Origin of the sequence: Pedobacter sp. P26 (assembly GCF_050632135.1) — a bacterium.
GTDB lineage: Bacteria > Bacteroidota > Bacteroidia > Sphingobacteriales > Sphingobacteriaceae > Pedobacter.
In genome coordinates this window covers 3952720-3975905 of sequence record NZ_CP192574.1, presented here as the reverse complement: position 1 = coordinate 3975905, position 23186 = coordinate 3952720, and the positions used below count along the sequence as shown (strand labels likewise).

The 23186-nt window shown below is 38.9% G+C and carries 19 protein-coding genes; 7 read left to right on the top strand and 12 right to left on the bottom strand.

The window, feature by feature from the left end; genetic code table 11:
- Position 1: 1 nt before the first annotated feature.
- Genes ACQ86H_RS18400 through ACQ86H_RS18385 form a run of 4 tightly spaced genes read left to right on the top strand, consistent with a single transcriptional unit; the run spans position 2 to position 3271 of the window.
- Complete coding sequence (locus tag ACQ86H_RS18400) at positions 2-556, top strand: TerD family protein (RefSeq protein ID WP_138823139.1); 555 nt, start codon at positions 2-4, stop codon at positions 554-556.
- A 4-nt stretch (positions 557-560) separates the two neighbouring features.
- The gene (locus ACQ86H_RS18395; protein ID WP_138823141.1) at positions 561-1175 is read left to right on the top strand and encodes a TerD family protein; all 615 of its coding nucleotides are present in this window, start codon (positions 561-563) and stop codon (positions 1173-1175) included.
- A gap of 27 nt (positions 1176-1202) precedes the next feature.
- Complete coding sequence (locus ACQ86H_RS18390; protein WP_431292050.1) at positions 1203-2300, top strand: toxic anion resistance protein; 1098 nt, start codon at positions 1203-1205, stop codon at positions 2298-2300.
- Between the two features lie 8 nt (positions 2301-2308).
- Positions 2309-3271 (top strand): hypothetical protein, encoded by a 963-nt coding sequence (locus tag ACQ86H_RS18385; protein ID WP_138823145.1) that lies wholly within the window; start codon positions 2309-2311, stop codon positions 3269-3271.
- 299 nt (positions 3272-3570) lie between these two features.
- Here the strand turns inward: ACQ86H_RS18385 and ACQ86H_RS18380 are convergent, their stop codons facing one another.
- Together ACQ86H_RS18380 and ACQ86H_RS18375 are read right to left on the bottom strand one after the other, a co-directional pair.
- Positions 3571-4434, bottom strand: a complete 864-nt coding sequence (locus tag ACQ86H_RS18380) for a dienelactone hydrolase family protein (RefSeq protein ID WP_431292049.1) — start codon at positions 4432-4434, stop codon at positions 3571-3573.
- Positions 4435-4496: 62 nt separating this feature from the next.
- Complete coding sequence (locus ACQ86H_RS18375) at positions 4497-5501, bottom strand: phosphotransferase enzyme family protein (RefSeq protein ID WP_138823149.1); 1005 nt, start codon at positions 5499-5501, stop codon at positions 4497-4499.
- A 109-nt stretch (positions 5502-5610) separates the two neighbouring features.
- Between ACQ86H_RS18375 and ACQ86H_RS18370 the strand changes: the two genes are divergently transcribed.
- Positions 5611-6204 carry a 2OG-Fe(II) oxygenase gene (locus ACQ86H_RS18370; RefSeq protein WP_138823151.1) on the top strand — a complete coding sequence of 198 codons (594 nt, stop codon included), beginning with the start codon at positions 5611-5613 and terminating at the stop codon, positions 6202-6204.
- A gap of 3 nt (positions 6205-6207) precedes the next feature.
- On the opposite strand, the gene ACQ86H_RS18365 is transcribed toward ACQ86H_RS18370, so the two are convergent.
- Together ACQ86H_RS18365 and ACQ86H_RS18360 are read right to left on the bottom strand one after the other, a co-directional pair.
- Positions 6208-6933 (bottom strand): LytR/AlgR family response regulator transcription factor, encoded by a 726-nt coding sequence (locus ACQ86H_RS18365; protein ID WP_431292048.1) that lies wholly within the window; start codon positions 6931-6933, stop codon positions 6208-6210.
- Between the two features lies 1 nt (position 6934).
- Entirely contained in the window at positions 6935-8092 is a 1158-nt protein-coding gene (locus tag ACQ86H_RS18360) for a sensor histidine kinase (RefSeq protein ID WP_431292047.1), read from the bottom strand.
- An 883-nt stretch (positions 8093-8975) separates the two neighbouring features.
- Between ACQ86H_RS18360 and ACQ86H_RS18355 the strand changes: the two genes are divergently transcribed.
- Positions 8976-9875, top strand: coding sequence for an ABC transporter ATP-binding protein (locus ACQ86H_RS18355; RefSeq protein WP_431292046.1), 900 nt, complete (start codon positions 8976-8978; stop codon positions 9873-9875).
- Positions 9872-13393, top strand: a complete 3522-nt coding sequence (locus ACQ86H_RS18350) for a M1 family aminopeptidase (protein WP_431292045.1) — start codon at positions 9872-9874, stop codon at positions 13391-13393. Before ACQ86H_RS18355 ends, ACQ86H_RS18350 begins: the two co-directional genes overlap by 4 nt.
- Positions 13394-13498: 105 nt before the next feature.
- Here the strand turns inward: ACQ86H_RS18350 and ACQ86H_RS18345 are convergent, their stop codons facing one another.
- The 8 genes from ACQ86H_RS18345 to ACQ86H_RS18310 form a co-directional block, all read right to left on the bottom strand.
- Entirely contained in the window at positions 13499-14440 is a 942-nt protein-coding gene (locus ACQ86H_RS18345; protein ID WP_431292044.1) for a helix-turn-helix domain-containing protein, read from the bottom strand.
- Positions 14441-14463: 23 nt separating this feature from the next.
- Positions 14464-15495, bottom strand: a complete 1032-nt coding sequence (locus ACQ86H_RS18340; protein WP_431295428.1) for an efflux RND transporter periplasmic adaptor subunit — start codon at positions 15493-15495, stop codon at positions 14464-14466.
- Complete coding sequence (locus ACQ86H_RS18335) at positions 15441-15563, bottom strand: hypothetical protein (RefSeq protein WP_431292043.1); 123 nt, start codon at positions 15561-15563, stop codon at positions 15441-15443. Before ACQ86H_RS18335 ends, ACQ86H_RS18340 begins: the two co-directional genes overlap by 55 nt.
- 14 nt (positions 15564-15577) lie before the next feature.
- Positions 15578-18862: an efflux RND transporter permease subunit gene (locus ACQ86H_RS18330; protein ID WP_431292042.1), complete on the bottom strand. Its 3285-nt coding sequence runs from the start codon at positions 18860-18862 to the stop codon at positions 15578-15580.
- Between the two features lie 13 nt (positions 18863-18875).
- On the bottom strand, positions 18876-20267 hold the full coding sequence (locus tag ACQ86H_RS18325; RefSeq protein ID WP_431292041.1) for a TolC family protein: 1392 nt from the start codon (positions 20265-20267) through the stop codon (positions 18876-18878).
- A 367-nt stretch (positions 20268-20634) separates the two neighbouring features.
- Positions 20635-21045 (bottom strand): SRPBCC family protein, encoded by a 411-nt coding sequence (locus ACQ86H_RS18320; RefSeq protein ID WP_138823169.1) that lies wholly within the window; start codon positions 21043-21045, stop codon positions 20635-20637.
- A 128-nt stretch (positions 21046-21173) separates the two neighbouring features.
- The gene (locus tag ACQ86H_RS18315; protein ID WP_431292040.1) at positions 21174-21692 is read right to left on the bottom strand and encodes a protease; all 519 of its coding nucleotides are present in this window, start codon (positions 21690-21692) and stop codon (positions 21174-21176) included.
- Positions 21693-21938: 246 nt separating this feature from the next.
- Positions 21939-23126, bottom strand: a complete 1188-nt coding sequence (locus ACQ86H_RS18310; RefSeq protein ID WP_431292039.1) for an SGNH/GDSL hydrolase family protein — start codon at positions 23124-23126, stop codon at positions 21939-21941.
- Positions 23127-23186: the final 60 nt, after the last annotated feature.

Here is a 23186-nt window from a genome sequence, read left to right as displayed (position 1 = left end):
TATGGCTATTAATTTGCAAAAGGGGCAGAGAGAAAATATCGATGCGCCTAAATTTACAATAGGTTTAGGTTGGGATACCAACAGCTCTTCAACAGGTTCTGCATTCGATTTAGATGCTTCGATTTTTATATTAAACGATCAGAAAAAACTAATTTCTGACGAAAACTTTGTATTCTATAATAATTTGGTTTCTCCAGATGGGGCAGTCGAACATACCGGCGATAATTTAACCGGCGATGGCGATGGCGACGATGAGCAGATCAAAATTGATTTAACCAAAGCTGATGCTAAAGTAAATGAAATCTGTATCGTGGTAACCATTCATGATGCTGAAAACAGAAGACAGAATTTTGGTCAGGTGAGAAATTCTTTCATCCGTATTTTTGATGCGGTAACCAATGAGGTGGTCTTGAAATATGAATTAGAAGAAGATTTCTCTATTGAAACAGCTGTAGAATTCGGAAGGATTTACAAACGCGAAGGCAAATGGAAATTTGAGGCCGTTGGCGTAGGTATGAAAGGTGGTTTACAAGATTATTTAAACAAATATCAATAATATTATGGCAATCAATCTTCAAAAAGGACAGCGCATCAGTCTTGAAAAAAGCAATGGCAGCAAACTTCAGAATGTTTGTGTAGGCATTAACTGGGGTGCAATTGAAAAGAAAGGCTTATTCGGCTTCGGATCATCAAAAGAAGCAGTAGATTTAGATGGAAGCTGCGCATTATACAATGAAAACAAGCAACTTTTAGAGGTAGTTTATTTCGGTAACCTTAAATCTAAAAATGGGTCTGTAAAACATAGTGGTGACGATTTAACCGGTGATATGGGTGGTGATGATGGTTTAGATAACGAGATCATCACACTTGATTTTTCACAATTGGATGCTAATGTAAACTATGTTGCCTTTGTATTGAACAGTTTTAGAGGTCACGATTTTGGTACGATTCCTTTTGCTTCGATTCGCATTTATGAAGGAACCACTAAACGCGTAAATGAGGTTTTTGCTAAGTATGATATTGCCAACGGATCTAATTTTGCAGGTCACGTATCAATGGTAATGGGTGTTTTCTATAAGAAAAACGGCGAATGGAAATTTAATGCGATTGGCGAACCAACCAAAGACAGGAAACTGGAAGATACCGTAAAAACTGTAACCCAAAATTATTTATAAGCTGCAAAGCCGATCATATAATCAACTATGGAAAACAACCCAAATCTTCCCCAGGTTCTTACACCGGTTAAGCTGGATAAGGACGGCAATGTTGACCTCGAAAAAATAACGAACGAGGAAACAGCTAAATACCAGGAAATTGGAAAATCGCTCGAACCATCAGACGTAAATTCTATCCTGAATTACGGAAGCGATGCCCAAAACTCAATGGAGAAATACAGTAACGAGTTTTTATCGTCTGTACGTACCTACAATAGTGGCGAAGTTGGTGGTTTAATTAACGAACTGCTAACCGAACTTAATTACATCGATGTTTCTGAATTGGAACAGAGTGGTTTTAAGAGTTTTATCTCTAAAATCCCGTTTTTAAAGAGTTTAGTGGTTGATGTGAAGAAACTTTTTCAGAAGTATGATGTGGTGGTGAATAATATCGATAAAATCACCAACAAAATTAAAGCTGGAAGGTTAAACTCAATTAAAGACAACAGTTCGCTGCAAACCATGTTCGATAGCAATGTTGGTTATATCCACCAGATGGAAGAACTGATTATTGCTGGTCAACTGAAATACAACGAACTGAATATCAAACTGGCCGAAATGGAAGGCAGGCCTGCCGATTACCAGGATTATGAAATTGCCGATTTAAGGGATTTCGTCAGCCGTTTAGATAAGAGACTGGCAGATATGAAGATTGTACGTTTCATTATGTTACAATCTTTAGCACAGATCCGTGTAGTACAGAACAACAATACTTCAATTGCAGAAAAGGCACAATCGATAGTTTCTACAACGATTCCGGTTTGGAAAAACCAGTTGACCATTGCGGTTGCTTTACAAAGGCAAAAAGCCAATGTAGAGATGCAAAAGAAAATTTCAGATACGACCAATACCATTTTGCAGAAAAACGCGGAAATGTTGAAACAGAACAGTATTGATGTAGCTAAAGAAAATGAAAAAACTGTGGTATCTTTGGAAACCCTAAAACGCACCACATCATCATTGATTGAAACGCTTAACGAGGTGAAACAGATTCATGATGCTGGTGCACAAAGCAGACGTGTGTTAGATGGCGAACTTAAAACTCTGGAAGCAGAGTTGAAAAAGAACGTTACGAGGGTGAATTAAATTAATCTATGGATGAATACCGTTTAAATATTATCAAAAAATCAAGCGCAGAGATCAACCGTTTACAGTTGCTCTCTGTGTTTTTTGATGATGAAGTGATTTATAAAATTTACTTACGGAGCCAGGTTATTCATCAGCTTTTTGCCAATAATGAAGAACTGGAGATCGAAAAGCTCGATCTTTTTCATCTTCAGTTTACCGATAGCGTGATCGAACTGCTCAGAAAGATTAAAAAGAGCAATGAGAAAAATGTGTCGCTCATTTACGATGAGATCGACCTCAATGAAGAACTGATAGACCGTATGGCGGGAACGCTGGTTGATCAGAAAAGTTTCCAGCAGGATAGACAGAAGCAATCGCTAAAAGTGAACCTGTCGCTTCGTAAACTGTTCAGTGTGCTGTCTGATCTGAGTACTGATTTTCCTTTTTCTAAAAACATCAACGTTTTCAGTTCTAAATACGCCAACGATTTTTATTTCGATCTTACCACTGATCAGTTTGCACAACTGATTAATTTTCAGGATAAACAGGTATATACCAATGTGCACGCCACTATTGAGAAGAAATTGATGGGGAAACTGTGTAAATATGATTTCCGGACAGAATTTTATATTGGCCTAAAATCTGGTGAGCAGGTAATTGAGGTTTATAAATTTTTGGAAACCGATCATTATTATCTGTTTTTTCCAGGTAGAAACCTGTTTTTGTTCTGCGATTTAGCGGTTTTGAAGGATCTGGATACTTCGACCAATCTTTCCGAAAAGCAGAGGATTATGCAGGAGCTTCAATACAAAAACGATAAGCTGAAAAGTAATGCAGCGGTGTTAAAAACTGCCATCCCGCACGAGGTAATTGATTTACTGGAAGATAGTTATCATAAAATATCAGATATCAATTTCCTGAATCACCTCAATAATTTTGATGTGCAATCGAATATTTTGAAAACCATGTTAAATACGGACTTATTTTAGGGTTGATTGGGAGGTTTCCTCTACTACCAGCGTGATCGTCACCCTGAATTCATTTCAAGGTCTATCATACTAATTCAAGAGATAAAAAATCAGAATAACCTACTTGTTTTTTGAAGCGCAAAACCTGTGATTCTTGGTAAAATACTGTCCCGCTTTTACTTCAAGTCCTCTCCCGATGAAAAATCGGGATCCGGGCTTTTCGTTCAATCGGGGCTATGAATGGTTGGTCCTGCAATAAGCATTAAGGTACTAAAGAAGTCAAGTTTTTAAAACTTAACTTCTTTTTCTGCAATGAAAAATTACCTCGTTAACACTGCCAATTTCTGCTTAAACAGATCAATGGTTCTGCTCCAGGCCAGTTTTGAGGCAGCTTCGTTGTACCGGGTAGGAGAGGTATTGTTGTTGAACGCGTGGTTTACCCCATCGTAAATGTAAATTTTGTAATCAATCTTATTGTCTTTTAAAGCCTGTTCATAAGCTGGAATACCAGCGTTAATCCGCTCATCTAAACCACCATAATGCAGCATTACGCTGGCTTTAATTTTAGGTACATCGGAAGCATCTGGCTGCGCACCATAATAAGCAACAGCTGCCTGTAACTTCGGATCGTTAACGGCCAGTTTATTCGCCATACCACCGCCCCAACAAAAACCAACGCAGCCTACTTTGCCATTCCCATCTTTACGGTTACGCAAATAATCCAATCCTTTTAAATAATTCTGCAGGTTTTTCTCAGGATCCAACTTGCCGATCAGTTCACGTCCTTTATCTTCGTCGGCAGGTGTTCCACCCAGAGGAGAAAGTGCATCAACACCCATTGCAATAAAACCTTCGGCAGCTACACGTTTGGTTACATCAATAATATGTGGATTTAAACCTCTGTTTTCATGGATAACCAATATACTGCCCAAATTCTTTTTGCCTTTAGGTTTTGCCAGCACCGCTTTTATTTCGCCATCAACGCCCGGGTAGGTAATGTTTTCAACCTCAATATCATTACTGCTAAAATCGGCCGCTGCCGCATAATTATTTTCGAGCATGGGCAAAATGGTCATGGCTAATGCCGTGCTGCCAGCCAGTACAGCCAGCTTTTTCATAAAATCTTTTCTAGCGATCTGACTATGGGTGTACTCATCGTACAGGTTGATTATTTTCTGATCCATCTTATTGATTTTGAATTATCTTACAAGATAAAAAAGACGGATGAGATTTAGCTACGCCTTGCCTAAAAGTTACAATACAATTCTACCCATTTTTTAATCAATCCAACCCGGTGTTTGGTATATCGTGGCGTTAAAAAAACGTTCGACCAATCATCATAATTATCGTAAAAGAATTTGAGGAAGAAAATATGGAAGGTGATCCCCAGATAAGGAATGGCCTTTACTTCCTCATCGGTTAATGGTCTTACTTCCTGATAAGCCTTTAAAAAAGTGCCAAAATCTTTTTCAGCCTGTGCTTTAGTAATCAGGTTATTGAGCTGGTGGAAGAAATAATGATTCAAAAAGGTCATTAAATCATTAATCAGGTAACCTTCACCAGCAAAATCGAAATCGAAAAAAGTAATTTTTCCCTTTTCATCAAAGTGGAAGTTTTTAGGAAGGAAATCGTAATGACAATAGCCATAACTGAACGTTGAAGTATCAAATTCTTCAAACTTTTTAGCTACTTTGTCGGCAATGTTGGTCAGGTATTCAAATTCCTCCTGCATTTCAGTAAAATGTGGTTTTAAATCTCGCAAAGGCTCAATTAAGGTGGTTTCGAAGTTGAATATTGGTCTGGGATGATTCAGTTTTATTGATGAGGCAGTTTGGTGCAATTTGGCCATATCATATCCCAACTGGATAAGCTGCTCATCCTCAAGGTCTAAAATTACTTTCCCTTCGGCGTAAGAAAACAATATGCCATTTCTTAAACCTTCAATGGCATTAAACTGTTGGATCTGCTTTCCTTCCACATTAGCTATGGGGTAAGAAACCGAATTTCCATTTGCTTTTAAAATGTTAAGCAATTCTACCTCGCCCTCAATTTCTTTCCTTTTTCGGTGTGCATCGCGGTAAATCTTGAAAATGTATTTCTGGCTGTCATTTTCGAGAATATAAGTGTCGCTTACATTCCTGATTAATAAGCGACAGGTTGTTGATGGATCTAATTGATAAGCTTCAATTAAATGAGTTTTTAAAGCAATAGCTGACAAGGTGGAGTACTGGGCGGGGAAGAAATTCTGCATGTGAATGGTGTTGGGATTTCAAATATAAATTTTCAAAACGACATCTTAACCGTTAAATAAGATTACCTTACCAACCTTAGGCAAGTTGTTTTAAGATTAAACCAATCTGTTGGAAAAAATATTTGATTGCCTGATCGATAGTTTTATTGAAGATAAAGTTGGCATTGCAGACGGATTTTTAAGCGTCTCTCTATCCGATCACCTGAGAGAAAACCTGATTACCCTGTTTGAAAATAAAAAGCTTTTAAATGCAGGGGTGGGGAATGATGTGATTGTTAATCAGGATAAACTGATCAGGAGCGATGTGATCTGCTGGCTGGATAGAAAGCATGATAATCAATATGAAAATGATTTTTTCGATCTGATTGACGGATTTGTGGCTTATCTGAATTGTACCTGTTATACAGGAATCACCGGTTACGAATTTCATTATACGCTATACGAACCGGGTGCTTTTTATAAAAAACATATCGATCAGTTCCAAAACAATGGAAGCAGACAATATTCTATGATTATGTATTTAAATGCCGGTTGGAAAACAGAAGATGGCGGAGAGTTGCGCATTTATCATACTGATGAAGAACAGAATATAGCGCCTAACAGCGGTAAAAGTGTTTTCTTTAAAAGTTCTGATCTGGCACATGAAGTACTCCTCACCAATAAACAGCGGATGAGCATTACGGGTTGGTTAAAGATTGGTTAACGGCTAATCTTCAATGTTGAGGAGCTGTTTGATAATACTCTTAAAATTTTTACCAATGGGCACCTCCTGACCATTTTTAAGCACAATGGTATTGCCCTCAAGATAATCGACATGTCTTTTGTTCAGGAGAAAAGATTTATGAATGCGGATAAAACCGGATGGCAGCTGTTCTTCGAAACTAGCCAGGGTTCTTGGGGTAAGCAAAAAATTATGGTCTTTCCAAACCTTTACATAATTTCCAAGGCTTTCTAAAAACTGTATTTCTTCCGTTTTAATCAGGATATGCTTTTTATCTACTTTGAGTGAAATCTGAGCTTCGTTTTTGGGAATTGTTTTTTCTGTATCGGCAATCTCTAAATTTTGTTTTTTGAGTTGGAAAAGTTCAAGGGCACGGTTCACGGCTTTAAGAAAACGATCGAGTCTGAAGGGTTTTAAAAGGTAATCGCAAACGGCAAGATCGAAACTCTCTAAGGCATATTCTTCGTAAGCAGAAGTAATAATAACGAGGGGTTTTTGTTGTAAGGTCCTTAAAAAATCCATGCCATTTAACTTTGGCATCCTGATATCCAGAAAAATTAGATCCACCTGTTGTTTGTTCAAAAAATCCAACGCTTCTGTAGCGCGGTAACAATGTCCGGCAATGGTAATAAAGGGAATATCTTTTGCATATTCGGTGATTACGCCATGGGCAAGCGGTTCGTCATCTACAATTAAGCAACGTAAGCTCATGTTAGCTGGAGTTTAAGTTCTGCCTTAAAGATATTACCAATTGTGGTAATATGCAATGTGTAACGGTTCGGGTAGAGCAATTCGAGCCTTTTTTAAGGTTATCTATACCAATTCCTTTGCTTTCTCGTATTCCTTCAGAATCGACAGAGTTTTCGCAGGTAAAACTGAGTAAATTATCGGTCGTAATTAATGAAAGCTTTAGCGTAGCGGCATCTTCTGCAGGTTCTATGCCATGTTTAAAGGCATTTTCAATAAAAACGATGAGCAGGAGCGGGGCAATATCGATCTGATCATTTCCGACTTGTTTATCAAACTCAAAATGCAATGTTTTCCGTAAACGGATCTGTTGTAATTGGATGTAATCTTCGATATAATCCAGCTCCTGTGAAAGTTTAACTGTTTTTTCCTGCCCTTTGTATATCGTATAACGCATCAGTTCTGATAATTGCAATATACTCTCTGGTGTTTTATCCGATTTCTGCAAGCTTAATGCATAAAGGTTATTAAGGGTATTAAAAAAGAAATGCGGATTGAGCTGTTGTTTTAATAAATCGAGTTCATTTTGTGATTTTTCTTTTTCCAGTGCTAAAATTTTATTGTTCTGCTTTCCCCATTGCAAAGCCAAAACCACAGGCAAACTGATTAGCATAATGGCAAAGGCCCCAAAAGCATTTTCAAGCTCAAAAGGATTGGCTACAAATATGCTCCGGCCAAATACTGTATTAATGGGGAGTGAAATTAATATTTGTGCCAATAAGGGATAAAGCAGGGCAATGATAGCGGAAAGTGTTAAGAGATACATCAACAATCCTTTTTCTTTTAAGATTTTAGAAACCAAAAATCGGCTGTTGATGAAGAAAAGGAGGTATCCACACAAGTACATGATCAGAAATTGCGAAAAGAAAGCCAGGAAAGTTCCGAAATTGTGCAACAGCATTTTAATATCAAACTCAAAACCCACCAGGCGGAAGCCTTTTCTTTGATAAATCGGATTCTCCAGGCTCGACACCGCCATCACCGAAATAGTCGCGGCCAATAATATAATGGTAATAAGTACCGCATTCTCCAGGCCGATTTTCTTGATCCATTTAATATGCTGCACCTTTTTCTGGTAATATTGATTGGCAATCAACATTATTTCGAGGGTTATTGCTGCCAAAGCTGTTGAAATAAAAACAGTATGGTCAAGCTTCGCAATTTGCAGGTAAAATGCAACGTCAGTAAAAAGCGGAAGCAGGATGAAGAAGCAAGTACACCAGTGGGCAATGTATCGATTTCGAGTGAGTATGTTTTTTAGTCTGACTTTAAGAAAAGAAAAAACAAGTACAGGGAGCAAACAAAAACCCAAAGCCAAAATGCAGCTGGCATAGTTAAGCCAAATTTTGCTGGTTAAGTTGTAAGTATTAAATATAGCTATCCACAACAAAAGGCCAAGAAATATGAAAAAGTCTTGGTACTTATAATTATAGTTGAATTTTTTTGTACTGGGCATTTTGTTAAATAGGATAATATTATTTAAAAGATGTCATCCTGAGGGATAATTTACTGTATAAAAATCAATATGAATGATAGCAATTAATCTACGCATAAAAATCCCCCAATTTATCGTCATTTTGAGCGGAGTGCTACCTGTACCGATTTTACATCGGTAACGCAGTCGAGAACCCGAAGGCTCTGCGAAGCAAAATCTGTTTTGATAGATCTCTCCACTTCGCGTTGCTCCGGTCGACATGACGACCTTTTTTGGAGTCTGTCATTGATAGCGGAGCCGAAAGACAATCTTTTTTAATTGATTTAATTGTGTGGGGCTTCGACTCTGCTCAGCCTGACAATATCATCGTGACTAATCTTTTTAAACAACTTTTAAAGTTATAAAAGTTCGAAGTCCACGAAAAATTTAAATGATGAAAGGTCCATTTTTCATGATGAAAGGAATATCAGGTTATTTTTTTCTTTTTATCATCATTTTAGCTTCGTTCATCACTTAAATTTAACAGATCGGTTTAATCGCTATAATTTGCCTCCATCTTATTTAAAATAAAATGGTACGGCTTAAAATACAGCAACTTACTAAATCTTATCAAAACGGGGTAAAGGCCCTGAATGATGTTAATTTGAACATTGCCAACGGCATGTTTGGCTTATTGGGACCAAATGGCGCGGGTAAATCATCATTGATGCGCACACTCGCTACTTTGCAACTGCCGGATGCGGGACAGATCCATTTTGATGGAAATGATGTACTGCAAAATCCTCAGGAAATGCGGAAGAAGTTGGGTTATTTACCACAGGACTTTGGTGTTTATCCTAAAGTTTCAGCTTTTGATCTCTTAAACCACCTGGCGGTTTTAAAAGGTCTGCAAAATAAGAACGAGAGAAAAGAGCAGGTGCTTTCACTCTTGCAACAAACAAATTTATTTGAAGTAAGGAAAAGATCAGTCAGCACCTTTTCTGGCGGTATGCGACAGCGTTTTGGCATTGCGCAGGCTTTATTAGGTAATCCACAACTCATCATTGTAGACGAGCCCACTGCTGGCCTCGATCCACAGGAGCGAAATCGCTTTCATGATTTGTTGAGTGAGATAGGAGAAGACAGGGTAGTAATCCTATCCACCCATATTGTAGAAGATGTGAACGACCTTTGCTCCGAGATGGCCGTGATGGCCGTTGGTAAACTGATTTTACAGGGCAAACCGGCTGAATTATCCCAAAATTTGAATGGTAAAATCTGGCGGAAGGTAATCGATAAGGTGGATTTAATTTCCTATTCGTCGGCATTTAATGTAATCTCTACCAAAATTATTTCGGGTAAATTACATGTATTTGTACTTGCAGAACAACTTCCGGCGGCGGGTTTCGAATCGGTGTACCCCAGTTTGGAAGAGGTTTATTTTTCTTCATTATTTGGTCCGGCCAATCAACATAAGGAGGTAAAGCTATGATACTGGATTTACTAAAGTTTGAACTGAAATACCAATTCGGACAAATTTCTTTCAAAGTAGCAGCGCTTTTATTTTTTGTTCTGGGGTATTTCTGTGTGGTACAGGGGGGCTTTGGTGGGGAAGAAGTTCATAAAAACTCGCCCTATGTTATTACCAATATTATCGCACTACTTTCACTTTTTTCCATCTTTTCGGGGACTATATTCAGCGCGAATGTGGTATTGAGAGATGCGGTGTTCAGGATGGAAGCTGTTATTTTTACTACATCGGTTAATAAATTCAACTATTTTGGCATCAGGTTTTTAGGATTGCTCTTCGCTGTCTTTAGTCTGTATATATTCGTAGTCCTGGGGATTTTTATTGGCTCCTTTTTCGTCGATGCGGATCGTTTGGGCGCTTTTCGCATCAACTATTTTTTGCAGCCACTATTGGTTTTTGCTTTTCCTAATGTACTGTTTGCGGTGGGAGCATTGTTTTGTACCGCTATATTAACCAAAAGCATCAGGGCAATTTACGTAGTAGGCGTATTGATTTACATCTTATACATGCTGGCTTCGATTTTTGGAAATTCTCCTTTGCTGGCCGCTTCCACAATGAAAGCAAGTAGTCCGGATATTTTGCCTTTATTGTTAGATCCTTTTGCGCTGGCCTCGTTTTTTGGAGAAACCAGAACCTGGACGGATTTTCAACGCAACCAACAATTGTTTCCAGTAGAAGGTGTTTTTTTGTTCAACAGGTTATTGTGGTTGGGTATCACTGCTTTAATTATGTTGGTGACTTACCACTTATTTAATTTTCGTGTACAGCAACAGATACAATTAAAATTAAAGGTACTTAAACAAGAAGAAATAGAACTGATTCCTTATCACACTTTAAAGGTTTTTCCTAATGGTTTACGTTATGTTTTCAGCACATTTAAAACACAATTCAGATTAGAGGCGATCTTCTTATTTAAAAATATCCCAATTATGGTAATGCTTTTACTCTGGGTGTTTTTGTATGGTGTAGAATTAAAAGATCAATTGTTCAGTGGGGTTTACGGTATCCATAGTTATCCAGCAACCGGTATTATTATCGAAGAAATGCGTTCGATGAAATTTGGATTGATCCTGATCTTATTTTATGCTGCAGAAACCATCAGCAGGGAAAAATCGGTTAATATCCATGGGTTAATTTACAGTACCCCTGTTCGGAATTCCGTGTTATGGATGGCGAAAAGTTTCAGCTTGTTTACGTTGGTTTTTATCCTCGTTACGTTAAATATTGTTATCGGTATTGTTTTACAGGTTAGCCACGGTTATTTCCACATCGAATTGCCTTTGTATCTAACTTTATACTATTACAGCGCCTTCCCGATGTTGCTTTTCGTGGTGTTGATTTTATTTACTCAGAATCTGAGTACAAACAAATACCTTGGTATGGTATTAAGTATGGTTATAGTTTTTCTGATCTCTTATGCGGAAAGGTTTGGGCTATCGCATTATCTCTTCCGCTTTGCAACCGTTCCAGATCTTCTTCACTCTTATTTTAATGGTTTTGGATATTATGCTACATCTTTTAACTGGTATATGTTATATTGGACTGCCTTTGCAGCAATTATTGCAGTTTTAACCATTGGAATGTGGCAGTGCAATGTCGAAGTAAAGGTTATTGAACGATTTAAGTTAATTGGAAGAAGCGTGAAGCAGTATAAATGGATTACTGTTTTTGCATTGTTGACCTGGATTTCCTGCGGCACGTTTATTTTTTATCAAAGCAATATTGTCGGAAAGTATCAAAACAAAGAAGCGAAATTAGCATGGAGCCTGGCCTACGAAAAGAAATATAAATCACTGGCAGCTTTGCCACAACCGGTAATAAAATCGGTTAAAACAAATGTCGATGTATATCCAGGTGAAAGTAAATATACTGTTAAAGGCACTTATCAGCTAAAAAATGAAACAACTTTACCCATTTCTAAAATATGGATTTCTGTTAACCCAGCGGTAAACTCATTTTCAGTTGAGGTAACAGGAAGTGAAAAAAGCGAAATGGATGAGCACTATAACCAGCAGTTTATTACGCTGAAAACTCCCTTAAAACCGAACGAAGAGCTGAAAATGGATTTTTCCATTAAAGTTATCCGGTCTGGGTTTACCGCGTTTGATAGTGAAAATTCAATCGTTAAAAATGGAACTTATATCGAACTGGAAAAATTTGTCCCTCAATTGGGCTATGGCTATAATTTTGAAAGCGATGATAAACAAGAACGGAAAAAAGCAGGTTTGGCCGAAATTGCCACTAAACCAGATTATGGACATACATACGAACTGATTGATTTAGAAACCACCATTTCTACGGAAACAGACCAGAAAGTGGTTACCGTTGGCGAATTACAGGAGGAATGGGTATCGGGCAATAAAAGATATTTTACATACAAAACGGTTCAGCCCATAAATTTCATGTTTGCCTTGAGCAGTGCGAAATATGCAATCGAAAATGAGAGATATAAAGGCATAAATCTGCGTATTTATCATCAGCCTGGACAGGAATATAACCTGAAGAGTATTTTTGAGGGTGTTCAGGATGCTTTGGATTATGGTAATAAAAATTTCGCCAGTTATCCGCTTAAACAACTCACCATTGCCGAAATTCCACAATACAAAGGTGCTGCTACCGCTTACCCTGGATTAGTTTTTAGTGCAGAAGGCATTAATTTTTTAGGAAATTATAGTCAAAGTAATAGCATCAATCAGAGTTATGCTATTGCCGCACACGAAACGGCACATCAATGGTGGGCGAATATATTGGCACCGGTTGATGGTGCGGGTTATGCCATGCTAACGGAATCGCTGGCCAAATACACCGAAAATGTGCTGATCGAAAAAAGATTTGGAAAAATGTACTTAAGGAAGTATCTCGCTTATGATAATAACCTCTATTTTTTGAACCGGAACAACAGCGAAAAGGAATTGCCGCTGGCCAAAACTTTAGATCAGTCTTACGTGCATTACCAGAAAGGTGGATTGATGATGTATGCGGTGAAAGAGTTATTAGGGGAGGAAAAGTTTAATGCGGTACTAAGCCGCCAGCTCATTACCGATCATAAAAGCCCGAAACTAAAAGCTAAAGCAACTGATCTGGTTAATGCATTTTTAGATCAGGCTTCAGCTGAACAAAAGAATTTTATAAAAGATTGTTTTAACAAGGTGGTGACTTACCATCTGGGGATCAAATTGCTTCGTTGCAATGCCCTGAATAACGGAAAATATAAAGTTGAACTAGAAATTGCAGCTGAAAGAGTAAGCGATGGTGCGAAACAAAAGCCTGATCTGGAAATAGATTTAGCCTGTTTTGATCAGTTGGAAAGTGATTGGAATGCAAATACTAAGCCGGTTTATTTTCAAAAGTATCACCTCATGCAGAATAAGACCAGGCTTTCGATTATAGTGAATCATAAACCAAAAACAGTGGCAATTGATCCTTACGGATATGTGTTAGATGGTGATAGAAGTGATAATGTCGCGGTGGTGGAATAAAGTAGCTTAGATTATTCTAGTTGTAGCATCTCGCTACGACATGCGATTATTTTTATAGGGTCTTAGCGTCTCGCTAAGACCAGATTGCGTCTAAATGACGATTAATCAATTAGCCCTAAACCCCTTTGGCGTACACTGCATCTGGCGTTTAAAAAATATATTAAAGTTTGCCGGGTATTCAAAACCCAGACAGTAAGCAATCTGTGCGATATTCCACTCGGTGTGTTTCAATAAAGCTACTGCTTCAGTTGCTATTCTTCTCGAAATGTGTTCTGAAGTGGTTTTTCCCGTTACTTCCTTTACCGCATGGTTTAAATGATTTACATGCACCAGCAAGCGGAAAGCAAAATCGTGGGCCGTTTTTAATTCTAAAATATGCTCGGTAGAACCAATAGGAAACTGCCTTTCCAACAGTTCGAGAAACAACGCGGTTAAACGTGCCGATGCATTGTTCTGTTTAAATAAAATATCCTGTGGTTTTACCTTTAATGCTTCGTGAACGATCAGTTGCACATAATTCCTTAACAGATCGTATTTATGGATGTAGTCGCCATCCATTTCTTTCATCATTTTACAGAAAATATCCCTTAACGTTACTTCCTGTTCATTATCAATATGAATTACCGGACTATCGTTTATGCGCCACAATAAAGAATCGCGAAGGGTTTCGTTGCGGTTATGTATAAAATTTTCGGTAAAAAGGCAGAAAAAGCCTGCAGGTTTTGGCGAGGTACTTTCCCAGGAATATGGAATATTCGGATTGGTAAACAGCAATGCCCGACCTTTAATTTCTATGTCAGCATCCGCATAATGCAAAATCCCATTGCCAATAATCAACGAAATTTTATAAAAATCCCTGCGGCTAAAAGCAGAGGGGATGTTGGTGCAAACCACACTTCTGTTAAAAACATTAAAGTGCCCAATATCGTTAATCATCCCCAAGCTTGGCGTAGGAATCTCTGGACGTGTAATTTTCAGCCTATTATAAAAATCCTCTAAAGTTTCCTTTTTTTGAAGCGTAGAAAGCTCCTGGTTTTTTGATAACATAATTAATCCTTAGTCACGTAAAGTTATGGTTTAATCACCATTCCTTCATGCATTTCCTCGGTAGGTTCTGCAACTAATTTGTCACCTTCTGTTAAATGGCCAAAAACTTCAACTTTATCGTCAGTTTCCCTACCTTTCTTTACAGCGACTTTAACCGCTTTGTTATCAGTTACTTTTAATACAAACAAGCCTTCGCTGGTATCTAATAATGCCTTTTTAGAGATGATAAACGTACTGGCATTGGCTGGAAGCGGAATATTCAGCTCAGCTACCATACCAGGTAATAAAACCTTTGAAGCATTTGGAACATCCATCTCCACACGCTCTGAACGTAAACGGACATCTAAAGCACCGGATAAACGTTTCACTTTTGCTTTAAAAGTTTGGTCGGGTAAAGATTTTACAGTGAAACTCACTTCATCGCCAGCTTTTAAATAGCCGGTATAAACCTCTGGAATGGAAACCGCCAAACGCAGGTTTTTCTGATCCTGCAAAGTAAACAAAGGCAGATCAGAGCCCTTACCTGTCGGACCAACATAAGCACCTAAATTCACATTTCTGGCTGAGATAATTCCACTGAAAGGTGCCCGGATGGTTAAATAATCCTGAACCGAGCCTACCTCTTTATAAGCTGCTTTTGCGGCTTCGAGTTGTGCCAGATCGGAGTTCTTTTTGGCCATGGCCTGGTCCAGGTCGTTGGTAGAAATAGTACCAGGGGTTTTACTGGTTTCGTATAAACGGTTGTAATTGGCTTTGCTAGCAGTATAAATGGCTTCCTGTGCTTTAATCCTTGATTGTGTTGCAGCCAGTTGCGAAGTCATTTCCGGTGCTTCCAAAGTCATCAATAACTGGCCTTTGCTCACTTCCGATCCAATATCAACTTTTAATGACTTCACAAAACTACTTACTTTGGCATATAAGTCAACTTGTTGAAAGGCAATTAGTTCGCCTGGTAGATTGAGCTGAGTGGATAATTTTTCTTTTTTAAGATCGAAGGTTGCTATGGCTGCTTCTTTTTCTTTTTTGCCGGAGCTTTTGATTCTGTATGCCCACAGCCGTATATAGCCGTAAGCATTAAAAATCCTGTATTTAATAATCCTGTTGAAAATATCTTCGTATTCATTTGTGATGATGATTTTATTCTTTTTCTTCTAAACCTTTAATGTAATGGATGCTGTCTGTATCTTCCGGGTCAAGCGACATAGAATTGGTTGTCTGCTTTCCCTGAACCCATGCAAATACCAATGGCAATATGATCAATACAGCGAATGTGGAAGCCAATAAACCTCCAATTACTGCCCTGCCAAGTGGCGAAACAGCCCCGCCACCTTCGCCGTGACCGATGGCCATTGGCAACATACCTGCAATCATCGCAATACTCGTCATAATAATTGGACGTAAACGTAATGCAGCAGCTTCACGTGCCGATTCGAGCGCATTGCCATTGTGTTTTCTTAATTGCTCTGCATTGGTAATGAGTAACACGGCATTGGCGATAGATACGCCGACCGACATGATGATTCCCATATACGATTGCAGATTCAAGGTTGATCCGGTAATGGTTAATAATAATAGTGAACCTAAAATAACTGCCGGAACAGTAGCTAAAATAACCAATGGAACTTTAAAAGACTGGAAGTTGGCGGCCAGCATTAAGAAAATAACCACAATGGCCACAAACAAGCCAGATTGTAAACTATCTAAAGTGTCGCCCAATACTTTGCTCAATCCGATTGCGGTAACATTTAAGCCTCTTGGCAGTTCGCCCAGGTTTTTAATCGCCTTTTGCATATCTTTTGATGCAGTTCCCAAATCGGTATGGTAAAGATTTGCGGTTACCGATAGGAAAGGCATGGCTCCAATGTTATCGTTTTCACCAGCAGTAGTATCTGGAGTGATTTTTGCCACATCGCTCAGTACAGGCCGTGCCGAATTTTTTAATAAAGGAATTTCTCCGATATCATCTTTACTGGTCATTTGATTAAGTGGTACCTGAACCTGTACACTATAGGGTAAAGCTGCTTTTTCATCTAACCAGATGTTTTTATCGGTATAACGTGATGATGAAGTTGAGACAATCAATGAGCGCGAAATATCAGCCATATCTACTCCGATCTGTGCTGCGCGGGTTCTGTCGATATCAATATTTAATGATGGATATTTAATCGGTTGCGCTAGCTGAACATCCCTCATGTAAGGGATTTCCTTTAATTCTGCCAATATTTTATTGGCATACTGCTCATTCAGTTTTTTGTTTTTCCCGGCAATACGGATCTCAACAGGAGTAGGGGAGCCCTGGCTCAATACTTTATCTGTTAATTCAATAGGCTCGAAAGAAAGTTTAACATCAGGCAGGAGTTTTTTGATTTTTTCCCTCAACTGATCCTTAAAATCGTCCATATCTTCTTCAAAATCTTTTAAACTTACCTGGAAAACAGCTTCATGCGGACCAGCCATAAACTGGTAGATGGGATTTACCGAAAACTGTGCCGGGTGCTGACCAACATAAACAGAAGAAATACCTACATGCTCTTCGCCAACCATTTTTTTCAGTTCTGCCAAAACAACATTTGCCTTTTCTTCGGTACGTTCTAAACGCGTTCCATCGGGTGCACGTAAACGCAACTGAAACTGACTTGAGTTTACCCTTGGTAAAACATCGCGGCCAATATTAGCCAATAACAAGGCCGCTAAACCGATAATTACTACTAAATAAACCAAAACGACAGATTTTCGATAAGGTAATATGCGATCAAGGAAACGCATAAAGCGGTTACGGAATTTATCGAAGAAACCAATTTTACCGTCACCACTAAAATCTTCACGTTCAACCAGCACCTTTTTTTGGTTGAGGGTATCTTTTTCCGATTCGAGTGTAATGCCTGTTGCTGTAAAATCTGCCTCATCCTGTGTAATTTCCGGATGGTGTTCAGCTCCTTTTTTAGGATGCGCAACCATCAGCCAGTTGGCCATAATCGGCACAAAAGTTTGAGATAATAAGAAGGATACCACCATTGAAAAGCCGATTGCCAGAGCCAATGGTAAAAATAATGCTCCCGGAATACCAGTCATGGTAAAAGCAGGGGCAAACACGGCAAGAATACAGAACAGAATCAGCAATTTAGGGAAAGCGATTTCCTTACAGGCATCCCAGATCGCCAGGGCCTTGGGTTTGCCCATGTCGAAATGCTGGTGGATATTTTCTATCGTTACCGTCGATTCATCTACCAAAATACCGATCGCCAGAGCCAATCCGCTCAAAGTCATGATGTTAATTGTTTGTCCGAATAATTTCAGGAACAAAACGCCTGCAATAATCGAAGTTGGAATGGTGAGGATTACAATCAGGGCGGCGCGTTTATCGCCAAGGAAAAGTAAAACCATTAATCCGGTCAGTATCGCACCAATTGCACCCTCACTGATCAAACTTTTTACCGCATTGATTACATAAACGGATTGATCGAACTCGTAGGAAAGTTTAACATCTTCCGGTAATGAACTTTGGATATTGGGCAGGTTTTTCTTTAAATTTTTCACCACATCCCAGGTAGAGGCATCTCCTGATTTGGCGATACTTAAATACACTGAGCGTTTACCGTTGATTAAAGCATAACCTGCAACCAAATCGGCTCCATCTTTAACCGTAGCCACATCGCGGAGCTGTAAATTTTCTACACTGCCTTTAAATAAAGGAATATTTTCAAAATCCTTCACTTTTTTAATCGTGTAATTGGTTGGGGTAAGGTAGTTTTTATCGCCGATCCTTACGTTTCCTGAAGGTGCCGTCTGGTTATTTAACCTAATGGCTTCTACCACCTGATCTACCGTTAAATTGTGCGAACGGAGTAAAGATGGATTTACATTAATTTCTATCGTTCTGGGGCTACCACCAAAAGGAGCAGGAGAGAGCAAACCCGGGATAGCCGAAAAACTTGGGCGAACATAAGTATTGGCTAAATCCTGTAGTTCGTTGTTGGTGCGGATTGGACTGCTCAATACCAATTGTCCAACAGGAAGCGAAGAAGCATCAAAACGGATCACGAAGGGAGGCTGCGAACCTGGCGGGAAAATAGCCTGCGCCCTGGTAGAAAGCGCACTGAGTTCTGCTGCGGCCTGCGCCATGTTGGTACCCTCATAATAAGTCAGTTTCATCAACATTAAACCCTGTGTGTTTTTAGTTTCGATACTTTTGATACCATTTGCAAAAAGCAGGATGTTAACGTATTGTTTACCAAAATAAGCCTCCATCTGGTCGGGAGTATAACCGCCAAAAGGATGGGCAATATAAATTACCGGAAGGTTCATCTGCGGTAGGATATCAACCTTGATCTGGTTGATGGCCCCTATACCGAAAAAGAAAAGTCCGGCTACTAAAACTAAGATGGATATGGGTTTGCGGAGTGCGAAACGTATTAAATTCATTGATATAGCCAGATTAAAATTCGTTGATAAATATATCGTAATTGCCCAAAGCAGCCGACTTTAACAATAAAGCCTGCCAAACATTGGTAAAGGCAATATCCCGATCCGTTTCGGCTCTGTTTAAAGTGAAAAGTGCCTGGGTAAGATCAACCAAGGTGGTCAAGCCGTTCTTGTAGAGGGTGTTTTTTTGTAAATAAGCATCAGAAGCTGCTTTTACCTGAATAGGTGCTTCCCTATAATTGGCTAGGGCGTTGTTCAATTTGGTTTCGGCAAGTGCCAGTTGCGCCCTTAATTGCTGATCGACCAAGTTGTATTCTTCCTTTAAACCCTGGCTAATGTATTCTTGTGCACGTACTTGCGGATGGTTTTTTAATAAGGTAGATAAATTCCAGGTCATTCCTATTCCAATCAAATAGTTTCCACGCGTAGGATTGATACCATCTGCATAACTGGTAGAATAAGCGCTTTGATCTAAGGCATAACCTGGGCTAAATCCCGATCCCCGTCCCTGCATTACACCGAAGAAAGTAAAGGTTGGATAATAAAGTTTTTTGAAATAATTAACCTGTTGATCGCTTACATCTACCCTGTTTTGGTAAAATTTTAAAAGGGGATGCGAACTTTTAACCACTGTATCTTCAAGGAGATTACCCGGTATGCGCGTAATGAAAGCGGTATCCAAATCGTATGAGGTAGCCGTTAAACCCATTAAAAGGCCTAAACGATTGGCTTGTTCCTGCTCCAGGTCTTTTGCTTTGGTTAAGGCAATTTTTGCATTTGAAACTTCTGCTTTTGCAAAGGAAGAATCTACTCCTGCAATTAATCCGTTTTTAGCCCTGATGATGGCTGTATTTTGAAAAGTAATCGCACGATAGAGATTTTTCTGTTGCGACCTGGTTAAGCGCTGTGCAGCCAATAAATTTAAATATGCGCCCGAAACGCGGATTTCTTGTTGGAATTTTTCCTGTTCTAAATCATTTTTATCCCTTTGGTAAGTCGCATTGGCCACTTTTATCCGGTCTCTGATTCTTCCGAAGGTGAAGAAATCCCAGTTTACGTTGGCTAAATACAATCCGCCAAATGCAGCGTTCCAGTTTTGCCTCTCTAAGGCCGGACCAGAAGAAGCCGCTCCCAAACCGCCCAAACCATACTGCGGGCCGTTTTGGCCATTAATGGTTCCATAATCCTGTTGGGCACTTAAACTAAAGTTTGGCAGATACTCCCTTTTCGCCTGTTGAATGTAAGATTTTGAGGCATCTGCATAGTTGTATTTGGCCTTTATCGTACCGTAATTGGTTAATGCAGTATTAACAGCCTGTTTTAGACTTAGTGTTTGAGCATTTGCGCCAATAGATAAACTAATAAATAATAATAGTGAATAATAAAATAAAGATATGCGTGGCATAGTGTATAATTTACACGGCAAATGTAAATTATGGCGGCAATATCAAAGTATTCCGTTCAAATCAAAAATTATGCGAATCAAATAATAATCGAAATGTTACTTAATGAACAATGAAAACACCCTTTTAACTAATTTTTATTGATAATTTTTGATGTACGTATGCAAGTAAGACAAAAGGATTACAAAGCCAGGCTACTTCACATGAGAGAATATGTCATTATAAGGAGCATTTATTAGTAGGTCGTCATTTCGAGCGGAGCGCAACGAAGCCGAGAACCCAAAGGCTCTGCGAAGCAAAATCTGTCTCGGAGTAGATCTCTCCAACTCCACTGCGTTCCGGTCGAGATGACGGCATTTATTGAAAGTACTATCCCGCTTCAGTATAGTTCTTAAAGTTATCCAGAATAGTCTGCCATCCGCCACGCTGCATCTCGATAGGGTTGGTCGATTCCGGATCAAAAGTTTCAATCACCTTGGTCTGCTCGCTTAAGGGCTCGAAAATGATGCTTACTTTTCTACCGTCTTCTAAACTGTATTCAATTTTTTTGTTGGTATCAATGGTGGTGTAGGTTCCGCCAAAATCGAAACTCATGCTGCCATCTTTTGCAGCCATGGTACTTTTAAATTTGCCGCCAACTTTTAAATCGTTTTCCGAATAGGGGGTATGCCAATCGGGAGAAGCAAAACTCCATTTTGTAATGTGATCAGGATTGTTCCAAAATTCCCAAACTTTTTCTACTGGTGCATTTACTGTTGTTTCTACTGTAATGTTTTCCATTTTCTTAGCTCTTTTAAATTGTATGGTAAAGTTATATGAACTTTTACAGCCCCAAAAGTGTAAATGCGACAAAAGTGGGGTGAAATACCACCACTTTTTAGTTGTTTATAAAATAAATGGTGTTTTCGCTAGTGTAAATCAGTATAAATAAAAGTAACGGTATCTCTGGATGCCAGGCCGCTCATGTTTCCACCTGTATAAACGGCTTTATAACTCGCCCCTTTTTTTAGGTCGTAAGCTTTAAGCAAATCGGCATTTGCAACCAGGCTATCACCTGGATTTACATTTGTATAACTAGAGGCTGGAGGTGGCATAATCCTTTTGGCCATTGCACCTTTGTATGGGGCTTCTTCTCCTTTTTCGTTGGTAATGCTTAAATAACTGCTCATTAAAGGTTCGAAGGGAGTATGCCAGATGCAGAATTTTTTTGTGCTGTCGGTATTGTTATGCACCACAAATCTCAACAACAATGGCTCGCCACTGGTTACATTGCCATTTATCTTTAGTTTGACCTCGAGCGAATCAGTTTTGTTGGCAGTAATTTGATTGGTGCTTTCGTTTTTAGTGGTAGCGGTGTTTCTTGTAGCTTCGCTACAGGCCGAAAATAAAACCAAAAGTGCAGGAATAATTAATTTGATGTTTTTCATGTGTTGTTTTTGTTTATATAAGCAAATGGAAATTGATATTGTTTGTTAAGAATTGATTTTACTAAAACGTTTTTTTAGTTTCGAAATTAAAAATACTCATCATTTTAACTATGATTGGAAAAATCTGTATATGTAATCTAAGACAAGGAGTTAAGAGGCGATACAATCGCGATTCTCATATATCCCCTTTACAAGCGGGGACGATGCAAGGCTTGATCGATCTGGATTGCAAATCAAGGCTAATAGTTAATTACCATTTACTAGGAAATAAGCTATACGACAGGTATATCCTGTAGATTTTGGATGGTGATATTCGCTGGTGCGTACGCTCAGTTTGTGTTCTCCACCGCCCAATTGGTCGCCCAATAATAAATACCAGGGTAAATGCAGACTTGCGCTCCATTGGGTGTACAGATCGATTGTTTTCTCTTCACCACCATCAATGCGGTAATGGAGCATACCTGCATCAGGTCCTGATAAAATAGCGATACCTACCGCATTACCTTTAAAAATTAAATCGAAACCGCTGTTTCGCGTACTGCTTTCCAGTACAGGTATGTTTATAAAACCCGGTCTGGCTTCTAAACCATCACCTGGTTTCCAGTTTTTGTTGATGCTAAAAGTATTTAGGTTTTCTGCCTTATTAATATTTACGTATTGACCTTTGGTATAGGCAAATTTGTCGATGATTTTAGGCAGACCAACGCTTTGTTTTCTGTTGGTATTTTTCTGGTTTTCTTGCAGGAAGGTTTTAATCGTATTAAAATAAAGCTGCTGGCCAAAAGGCGCCGGATGGAGGTCTTTAAAATCGGTAGCCCAGGTAAATTCTTTATTGGCAATACGTTTATCTACTTCTAAAGCCAGATTAATGAAAGGCAAATGATAATATTCGGCTAAATCGCTGTGTACTTTTACCTCAACCGGGATTTTCCCATTGTCGAAATCATTGTTTTTATCTTCATCGGCAAAAGCCATTAATACGATATTGGTTTTCGGGTTTTTGTTTAAAGTATGTCTAATGATACCTTCTAAAGCGCGGCGTTGTGTTTGTTCTGCGGTTTTATTTACGTGATCATTAACGGCTGATTCTACGAATAATAAATCTATTTTGCCGCTGTCGAGCACATCGCGCTGCAGGCGGAAAGCATGAGGCAAACTGCCTAGTGATGGGATGCCCGCATTAATGAACTTAAATTTGGTTTGTGGGTAGGTTTTAGTCAGGTAGTTGCATACCAAAGCCCGCCAGCCCTCCATATTGGTAATTGATCCACCTAAAAAGGCGACCGTTGGAGCTTCGCTTTTTCCGAGTTTTTCGGCAAAGTTGTTACTATAACCGTTAAAAGTAATGAATGAGGCAGATTGAAGCTTGTTTTGGGCAAAACTTTTAGAAATTAGTGCTGTTAATAGCAGGCAAAGAAAAGAGATCCGTTTCATGTTAATTAGAATAAACCAAAAGTAGTAAAATTTACAATTGATTTAATAGTGTAGCTTAGA